This window comes from Micromonospora arida, from assembly GCF_003857035.1.
Taxonomy (GTDB): Bacteria; Actinomycetota; Actinomycetes; order Mycobacteriales; family Micromonosporaceae; genus Micromonospora; species Micromonospora arida.
Genome location: NZ_QGSY01000067.1, coordinates 1 through 8,108, shown reverse-complemented (window position 1 = coordinate 8,108; position 8,108 = coordinate 1). Strand labels below are relative to the sequence as shown.

Here is an 8,108-nt window from a genome sequence, read left to right as displayed (position 1 = left end):
ACCTTCATCCCGTCCTGGTGATCATGAGGTTGCCGGGCGCTTTGATCTCCATCAAACCCGCCAACCTCATGATCACCAGGACGGGATGAAGGTGGGAGGAGGCGGTTGGCTGCACTTTGGGTTGCGGTCAGGGCCAGGGGGTCGCGGTTGGCGGCACGTAGTGCCTGGGCTACCGCGATCGTCGCTGTTGCCGCTAACGTCGGGTCGCCGCTGGCGGCGGCCATCGCGCGGTCGGCAGCAAGCCAGGCGAGGTCGGCCTCGCCGAGCTTCACCAGCAGCGACGAGGTGATCCGGTACGCCTGCACCAGCAACTCCGGTGACCGCGCGCCCTGGGCGGCGTCGAGCAGTCCCGGTAACACCCGCACCAACTGCCCGTAGTGCGCGTGCTGGTAGGCCAACCAGGCGTGCCCGACCTGCCTTCTCAGCTCGTCCGTCTGTGGTGGAGCCTGCGGGGTGTCGTAGCGGGCGAGCGCGGCCCGGATGTCGTCCACCCCGTCCGGCGTGCCCGCCGGAGTGCTCCGCTGCTGGCCGAGCAGCACCTCCGGGTCGACCCGCAGGACGTGGGCCAACTCCTGGATTACCGAGTACCGGTCCAGAGGGCGGGCACCCCGCTCGATCTTGTCTACCCAGGACTTCGACCTGCGCAGCCGGTCGGCGAGCATCTGCTGCGTCATCGACCGCCGCACCCGCCAGCTCGCCACCCGGCGACCGATCGGGAAGTCATCGTTGGTCACGCCGCCACCGCCGGTCCGGGACCGCACGGGTCGTGTCGTCCACTGGTACGCGGTCCGCCTCGGCCTGGGCGAGGAGGCGCTGCTTGGCAGCCTCCCGCTCGGCCGCCTCAGACTGCTCGCCCTTGTTTGCTGACTCGTCGCCCTGCATAGCCACCTCCGTCAACCCAGGGCGCGACGCTCAGACCTCGCCGGCACCCAGGACACCTGCGCTCAGCGAAGCGGGCTGCCGATCAACGGACCAGGTGGCAAGCAATGCGCTAGGTTGCGCTGCTCAGGACGTGGGTTGCGCAGGGTTGCGCGGGTCCCCATAGGACTTCGGCAACCCATAGGCTCGTCACTGTTGGTAGTTGACTGATGCGTGGAGGCGGAACGATGGCGCGACCGGTGACAAACGCGGCATTCGAAGGACTTCTTCTGGCGGCCGGTTACGCCAACTCTCACGCCGCCTTTGCCCGGCAGCTCAATCACACCGGCCGTGATCAGGGCACCTGGCGGTATGACGCCGCCAGCGTCTACTGGTGGTTACGCGGGCGTCGGCCCGGCGAGCACGTCCAGGCCGCGATATCCCAGACCCTAGCCCGTAAGCTCGGTCGCTCAGTCGCTGTCACCGACTTGGGCTTCGGCGCGGGCGACAGCATCGGAAGGTGTGTCTATCCCCTTACTGTCGATGGGGCGATCGATACGGCCGAGCAGATCTGGACGCGGCTGGCCAAGCGCCTCAACCAACAGGACAGCGGGGTGTTCGACAGCGGCAAAGCGCTAGAGGCGGCGCTTGGCTGGCGGTACGACCTGCCCGACAAGGCGATCAGCCGGAGCGGCCGGCAACAGGTCACCTCCACCGATGTTCAATCGCTGTACGCGCTGGCGGACCACTTCACCGATCTCGACCGACGTCACGGCAGCGGCTCTCCGCACACCCGTGCCGTCATGGCCGACTTCCTTGTACGTCAGGTCGCGCCGATGCTGCGCGGCACCTACACCGATGCCGTGGGGCGCGACCTCATGCGTGCAGCGGCGACACTCTCCGGCCAGCTCGCTTTCATGTCGTACGACGCGGGCGAACATGCCATGGCGCAACATCATGTGACCCTCGGTCTGCGGCTCGCCAAGGCCGCCGACGACCGCCTCTACGGAGCTCACCTGCTCGCCAACCTCGCCACCCAGGCCGTGTTCTTGGGGCACGCCCGAGAGGCGGCGCGGCTCGCCGAAGCAGCCATCGACGGGGCCGGCCGCGCACCCGCCGCAGTCCTCGCTCGGCTGCACGCCACCGCAGCTACCGCTTACGGACAGTCGGGCGAACGACGTGCCTGCCAGTTCGCTCTCAATAAGGCTGAGCGTGCTCTCGACCGGACGGGCACAGATCCGGGGCCGCGCTGGGTTGGCTACTTCAGCCCTGCCCACCTCGCCGGGGCCGCACTGAGGTGCCTCAGCGACCTAAATCTGTACACGCAAGCCCTTCGACACGCCCCCGAAGCGCTCACCCTCGAGAGCGAAAACACTCGGACGCGTGCCCTGCACACCGCCCTCGTTGCCATGACTTATGCCCGCGCTGGAGACACCAACGCTGCCTGCAACTGGGGCCGGAAGTTGGCCCAGCACAATGCGGGGATCAGGTCGGTACGTGTTCAGCAGCGCATCCGCGAGCTGACTGCCACGCTCAGCCCACAGCAGACATCGCCCCAGGTCAAAGAAGTCCTACATACCCTCGCAGCCGGGCCGGCATCCATCTAGAGAAAGAGCACACCTAGACATGTCCGCTAGCGTCACCGAGGTGACCTGGACGGAACCCGCCATGTGGTACGCGAACCTGACCTCCTTCTACGCCGCCGCTGCGGCCTTCATAACTGACTCGGCTGGCAAAGTGCTACTCGTCAAACCCACGTACCGCGACCACTGGGCCTTCCCAGGCGGCTATGTGGACGAGGGCGAGTACCCGCATGATGCATGCGCCCGCGAGATCCGAGAGGAGTTAGGCTTCGCCGTGGGCGTGGGCGAGCTTCTCGTAATCGACTGGGCGCCGCCCGCCGGACAGCGGCCGCGTCCGATCATCAGCTTTACGTTCGACTGCGAGTCCATCACCAGTCTTGACGGCCTTGACCTGCCAGGCCAGGAACTGGAGGACGCCGCCTTCTTCCCACGCCAAGAGGCCGAGCAGCGTCTTCCCGGCAACGTCGCCCCGCGGATTCATGCGGCAATGCTCGCCCGTGACCGACGTGCTCCCATGTACCTCGCTGGCGGATCGGGTGTCGCGCGATACTTCCGGTAATGTAAAAGATTACGAATACTGTCCTAATCCCCAGACTGGGTGAGCAGCGTCAAGGGTACGACCAGGTCGACTTGTCCGTCTCCCGCCAGTTTAGGGCCAATAATCTGCGAGTAGCTGGGCGATCTATGGCTGGCGTTGGTTATCAGGGGTCGTTGTGTGTCAATGGCCTCGCTGCCCCAGCCACCGCCACAGAGGGCTGAGCACAGAGCCCGTCCTCCCCGATGGACCAGTCGCCCGACGCGGATCGCCTCCTCACACCGCACCGTCGGCCAGCTGGGTAGGCCTGTTCGTCCACTGGCGAAACGGTCGCGCAACCACTAGGTTGCCCAGAGTGAGCGAGGAACCACAGCCAGTCCTACCTCGAACGGACGAATCTCGAATTAGCAGACTCGCCGTTTCAGATCCCGCTGTACTTGTACTCGCAGAGGGGTCGACTCCATCTGCGGTCAGCAACTTAAGAGGACATCTGTTCGAACGTTTCGTTGCGCATCTGCTGCACCTTTACGGATACAGCAGACCCACAACGATGAGCCTTAATGAGAGCGCCGACGGGATCGAACTTGACGTCGTAGCGACGCATCGCCTGACGGGGCAGCCAGCGATTGCCGAGTGTAAAGCATATTCGAGTCCCGTATCAGCCGCCTCACTTGGAACCTTTCACAGCAAACTAATCGTGCGTCGCTATGAGGATAATCGCACTCATGGCTTTTTCGTGGCAATCCCCCGGCTGACTGCGCAAGGTCGTGAGCAGGCGGAGCTGATTGCAAGCAACGACTCGGATTTCACCCTCCTTACCGCCTTGGGAATTGTGGACGCGCTCAAGGATCGAGGGGAGATCGTTGAATGCCCAGTTCCGAATATCCTGATCAGCGATCCGGCGGTTGCGATAACGGACGAGGGCGTCTTTTCGGCCTGCCTTGAACTGGAGCCGCAAACCCGCAATCCGACCCGCCTTCTCGCTTGGTCATCCGGCGCTCCAGTTCCGCATTCGGTGTTGGAACTCCTATCCGCGAATCCCTACGCTCAGGGCGCAGTGGCTCACGACGCTCGCAATTTAGAGGCACGAGCGGAGATTCTCGGCGCAGTGGAGGTTTCCCCGATCATTGCAACGGTTACGGGGAGCCGTTCCGACTTCGAATACCAACTGCCGGCAGCACCAAAGTATTTCGTCGGCCGTCGTGGGATTGTGAAACTCTTGGACGAGGCACTCGATGCTCGCCCAGGAGTTCTAGTGTTGAACGCAAAGTCTGGGTGGGGCAAGAGTTCTCTCGCGCTTCGTCTGGAGCGACTAGTACTCGATCGCAGTGGCCACGCCCTCGTTCTGGATACGCGGACCGCCAACTCTCGCCGATACGTAACCAAGGTCCTACGTCGTGCAGCAAACGAAGCCGCAGAGAAAAACCTTCTTCGGCTACGGCCGGATGCTTCGTGGGCGAGCTTGGCTAGCGCCCTTCGAACGCTTAGCGAGGCAGAATGGCTCGGGAAGAATCCGATTGTCGTCTTCTTTGATCAGTTCGAGAATGTCTTCCGAAACGAGGAGTTAACGCGAGAGTTCCGGGATCTAGCTTTAGGGGCTCGTGAGCTTTCTGATCGACTTCTGGTCGGATTCGCCTGGAAGACAGACCACGTAGGTTGGACTGAAAGCTATCCGTACCATATGCGGGACGAAATCCGCGCCGGAGCAACGGTTGTTCCGATTGCTCCGCTCGGGGCGGCAGAGGTTGACACCTTACTCAGACGGCTTGAGAATGCAATCGGACAATCCCTTGCTCGCGACTTGCGACAGCGCCTCCGCGAGTATAGCCAGGGCCTCCCATGGCTATTCAAGAAGCTCGCGGGTCACCTGTTGAGCGAAATCGCTGCCGGCGCAACACAAGAGCGCTTGGCAAGTGAAGGACTGAACGTGCAGAACTTGTTCGACGCAGATCTGGCAGAGATCAGCCCCGCAGAACAAGAGGCTCTTCGGCACATCGCTCGCTATGCGCCAATCGCAATCGGAGAAGTAGAAGAGCGGGTTCCGGGACACGTCGTACAATCCTTGGTTAACCGACGACTAATCGTGCAAGTCGGGGAGAAGCTTGACACCTATTGGGATATCTTCCGGGATTACCTGAACAACGGTCGCATCCCCGTTGAGGATTCCTATATCCTTCGCCAGACACCGCTATCCGTTGCCCGGTTACTACGAGAGGTTGCAATCGACGACGGAAACGGGAACATTCCGGACATCGCCCGGCGACTCGGAACGAGCGAAAACGCGCTCTTTAACTTGAGTAGGGAACTCCGGCTCCTCGGGGCAACAACCTACGAGCCGAACCAGGTCCGCATCATAGATGAGATTTGGACAGCAGATGATCCCGAGCGCGAACTGCGACGCCGCGTTGCCTCTTCGTTGCGGCGGCACCGCGCCTTTTCCTCCTTCTCTTCTCTATCGGAGCGTATGGGTAAAATTACCGTCGGGAATTTAGCGCGGGAGTTACCGGCAGCGTTTCCAGCAGTGGCGGTAGCGGAGGCAACGTGGCAGACCTACGCTCGAGCTTTCCTTTTGTGGTTCGAGTATGCGGGCCTCGCTACGCAGGACACCCAGCTGTGGCAGCCGGCGCCAGATGGCACAGAGGGAGTTGGTCAACTCCTGCAAGCCAGAATCAGGCGACGGCTACGCGGGGCTTTTCCGAATGAAGCCCCTGGGCCCGCTCTGTCCTTGCTGTTAGAGATAGCGCGGTCTCCTCACCAAGAAGTACAGGGTGGAGTGTCGCGATCCCGGCGAGGTGGGGTGCGTCACCTACTCGCAATCGGTGCGATCAGCGAGCTTCCTGACGGCACCCTTCGTCTACTCCGACGTGACTTGGTCGACAACGGGTCCGTAGTTCCCAGGGTCCTCTACGACCTGCTTAGCAATGTACCTGGGGTGCCCGTCGCGCTGAACTTTCTACAGTCGAATCCGGGGGCATCTCCGCAGGATGTCGGCGATGTTTTAAGGGTCGCGGTCAATGCTGAGTGGAGCGACCCCACGGTACTTTCCAATGGGAAGTACATGAGGGGCTGGGCCAAAGCAGCTGGCGTTGCGGTAGTGCCCGTGCCGCGGCTTGGTCAATCAGCCAGTCGACCCGCAGCTAGCGGAGTGGAGACCCTCGACTTCGGGCCAACTTTCCCAGTGCCTGAACCTCGGGTACATCCACTCCGACCCGGTCTGCCCGGCTGATCTTGACAGCGTCTGTGGTGGTGGAACACACCTGTTGTGACACTTTGTCTGCGCCAGTTAGCTGCACCACCGGCTCAGAAAGTCGACAGTTGTTTCATGGTCAGAAAAGTGGCCTTGAATTCGCCGAAGGCGGCGTCCGCCGGGCTGCTTGCGGCTCGCTTCCGCCGCGCTCTAGGACCGGTGTCGATACACGGCAGGGCGGCGGACCAGAGCAGCCAACGGAGACTCCGAAAGATGCGGGCGACTTCCTGAGTTCACGAGGCCACGGTACTGAACGTTATGCGAGCATTAGGCCGGCCGACCTTCATCCCACATTCTCTCAAATTCAGCTAGCTGATGCTGGTACCAGTAGCCGTCAGAAGCGCGAAGAGTATAGATAGGGGAGGATTCGCCTTGAGTAGCGTACTCATAATGCTGAACGTACACTCTTCCGTTTGGACCTGTGGTGTCAAAAGCGTTCACCCCGACAGTCGTAAGGAATGGCAACAACCTAATCTCTAGGTTCCCCGGAAATCTGGCAACAAGCACGGCGAGCTCAGAGAGGCTGGCAAGTATGCGTTCGCGCAACCTCTCAGGAGTTGCGCCACTTGCAGAACGTGCAGCGGCCGCGCGCAGCAAGTCCTCACGCCGATGATCCAACAGTAGGATCCTTACCTTCGCATTGCGCTGCAGAACCTTGCTGATTGGGAGACGCCCCGCCCCGATTGTTCTGTAACCAGAAACTCCGATATACAGCCAGTCCTGCGAAACGGAATCTCGGTGTTCATATAGGGCGGGCGGAAAGTCAGCCAAAAACAAATTGTCATAAGGATGAGTGGCGGGGCCGGCCTGCACCCGCCTAGTGCGGATTTGAGAGAATGCCATCAAAGACAACAGCGCCAGCACCACAGAAGAGAGCGTTTTAACATCGGCAACTCCTGTTGCACCAAGGATTGTGAAGATGAAGCCGGCCAACAGAAGGGCGTACAAATCTAAGTCTACGAACACGGCAGCCTTGACCAGACGCACTCTCTCTCGAAATCTTCCGCTCATGGAGACAAACCCTAGCCTATAGCGCCGGGTTTGAAAATGCCGGATCGGGAACACCAACCGGCGACAAAAGCAGCAGGGCTGGTCATGCCAAGGTCGAAGCGTTATGCTGACGCGATGGCTGACTCCGCGCAGAGGCAAAGATTGAAGAAAGAGAGGGCCGGTGCGATCACACAGGTCCTCTCCGGCACAATCGCCGGCCGATGGCATCCGACCGGATTCGCTGTATTCCACCTGGGTGATCTCGGGGCCGAACAGAAGCTTCGTTTACACATTTGGCTGGCCGGCCACCGACCCACGTTAGCCAATCATCCTCACATCCACTCTCACCACTGGGAGCTGGACTCGCTCGTTCTTGCTGGAACCTATACCGACATTCTATTCCAGATCGATACAGAGAACGGGATGCCCTATTTCCTTCACGAGTACGCCGACGGTCACTCGGTGACCCCGAGGGGTGTCGTCAAACTTAGGCAAGTCGCGCATCGCACCGTGCACACGGGTAAATTTCACCACATACCCATTGGCGTCTTGCATGAGACTCGCGTGCCGGCGGATGCATCCGTTGCGACCCTAGTAATCATGGGTAAACCACAGCAAGTCGATATGATGCTAGCAGGTGGAACGCGCTTCAAAGTCGATCACCACATTCGACCTACGCTCACTGCAGGAGAAATGGAACAGGCCCGCTACACCCTAGCTGCCGCTATGGATTGACAGGACGAGCATGGGAAGACGCCACTATTATAGTAGGTGCCGAATCATGCGGACCTAAAGCGCTACAATCGCCGCTGTCTCCGCGGGCAACTGGATCCGGTCCCGCATCACCGTGACTCCCTCCCCCGTAGCCAGCAGCACCCGCCGCGCCACCCCAGGC

At 61.1% G+C, this 8,108-nt stretch carries 7 protein-coding genes; 4 read left to right on the top strand and 3 right to left on the bottom strand.

Going from position 1 to position 8,108, the window contains the following annotated elements:
- On the bottom strand, positions 1–734 hold a 734-nt coding region (locus DLJ58_RS01285), incomplete at its 3' end, for a helix-turn-helix domain-containing protein (RefSeq protein WP_148097963.1).
- Positions 721–882 (bottom strand): hypothetical protein, encoded by a 162-nt coding sequence (locus DLJ58_RS33990; protein WP_167493666.1) that lies wholly within the window; start codon positions 880–882, stop codon positions 721–723. The genes DLJ58_RS01285 and DLJ58_RS33990, both read right to left, overlap by 14 nt.
- A gap of 224 nt (positions 883–1,106) precedes the next feature.
- Between DLJ58_RS33990 and DLJ58_RS01280 the strand changes: the two genes are divergently transcribed.
- The 3 genes from DLJ58_RS01280 (at position 1,107) to DLJ58_RS01270 (ending at position 6,202) form a co-directional block, all read left to right on the top strand.
- Positions 1,107–2,465, top strand: coding sequence for an NsdA family TPR-like regulatory protein (locus DLJ58_RS01280; protein WP_124853468.1), 1,359 nt, complete (start codon positions 1,107–1,109; stop codon positions 2,463–2,465).
- A 40-nt stretch (positions 2,466–2,505) separates the two neighbouring features.
- Positions 2,506–3,000 (top strand): NUDIX domain-containing protein, encoded by a 495-nt coding sequence (locus DLJ58_RS01275; RefSeq protein WP_244218734.1) that lies wholly within the window; start codon positions 2,506–2,508, stop codon positions 2,998–3,000.
- A gap of 154 nt (positions 3,001–3,154) precedes the next feature.
- The gene (locus DLJ58_RS01270) at positions 3,155–6,202 is read left to right on the top strand and encodes an nSTAND1 domain-containing NTPase (protein WP_341869887.1); all 3,048 of its coding nucleotides are present in this window, start codon (positions 3,155–3,157) and stop codon (positions 6,200–6,202) included.
- 288 nt (positions 6,203–6,490) lie between these two features.
- Here the strand turns inward: DLJ58_RS01270 and DLJ58_RS01265 are convergent, their stop codons facing one another.
- Positions 6,491–7,234 (bottom strand): hypothetical protein, encoded by a 744-nt coding sequence (locus DLJ58_RS01265; protein WP_124853466.1) that lies wholly within the window; start codon positions 7,232–7,234, stop codon positions 6,491–6,493.
- Positions 7,235–7,348: 114 nt separating this feature from the next.
- On the opposite strand from DLJ58_RS01265, the gene DLJ58_RS01260 reads away from it, so the two are divergent.
- Positions 7,349–7,948: a hypothetical protein gene (locus DLJ58_RS01260; protein WP_124853465.1), complete on the top strand. Its 600-nt coding sequence runs from the start codon at positions 7,349–7,351 to the stop codon at positions 7,946–7,948.
- Positions 7,949–8,108: the final 160 nt, after the last annotated feature.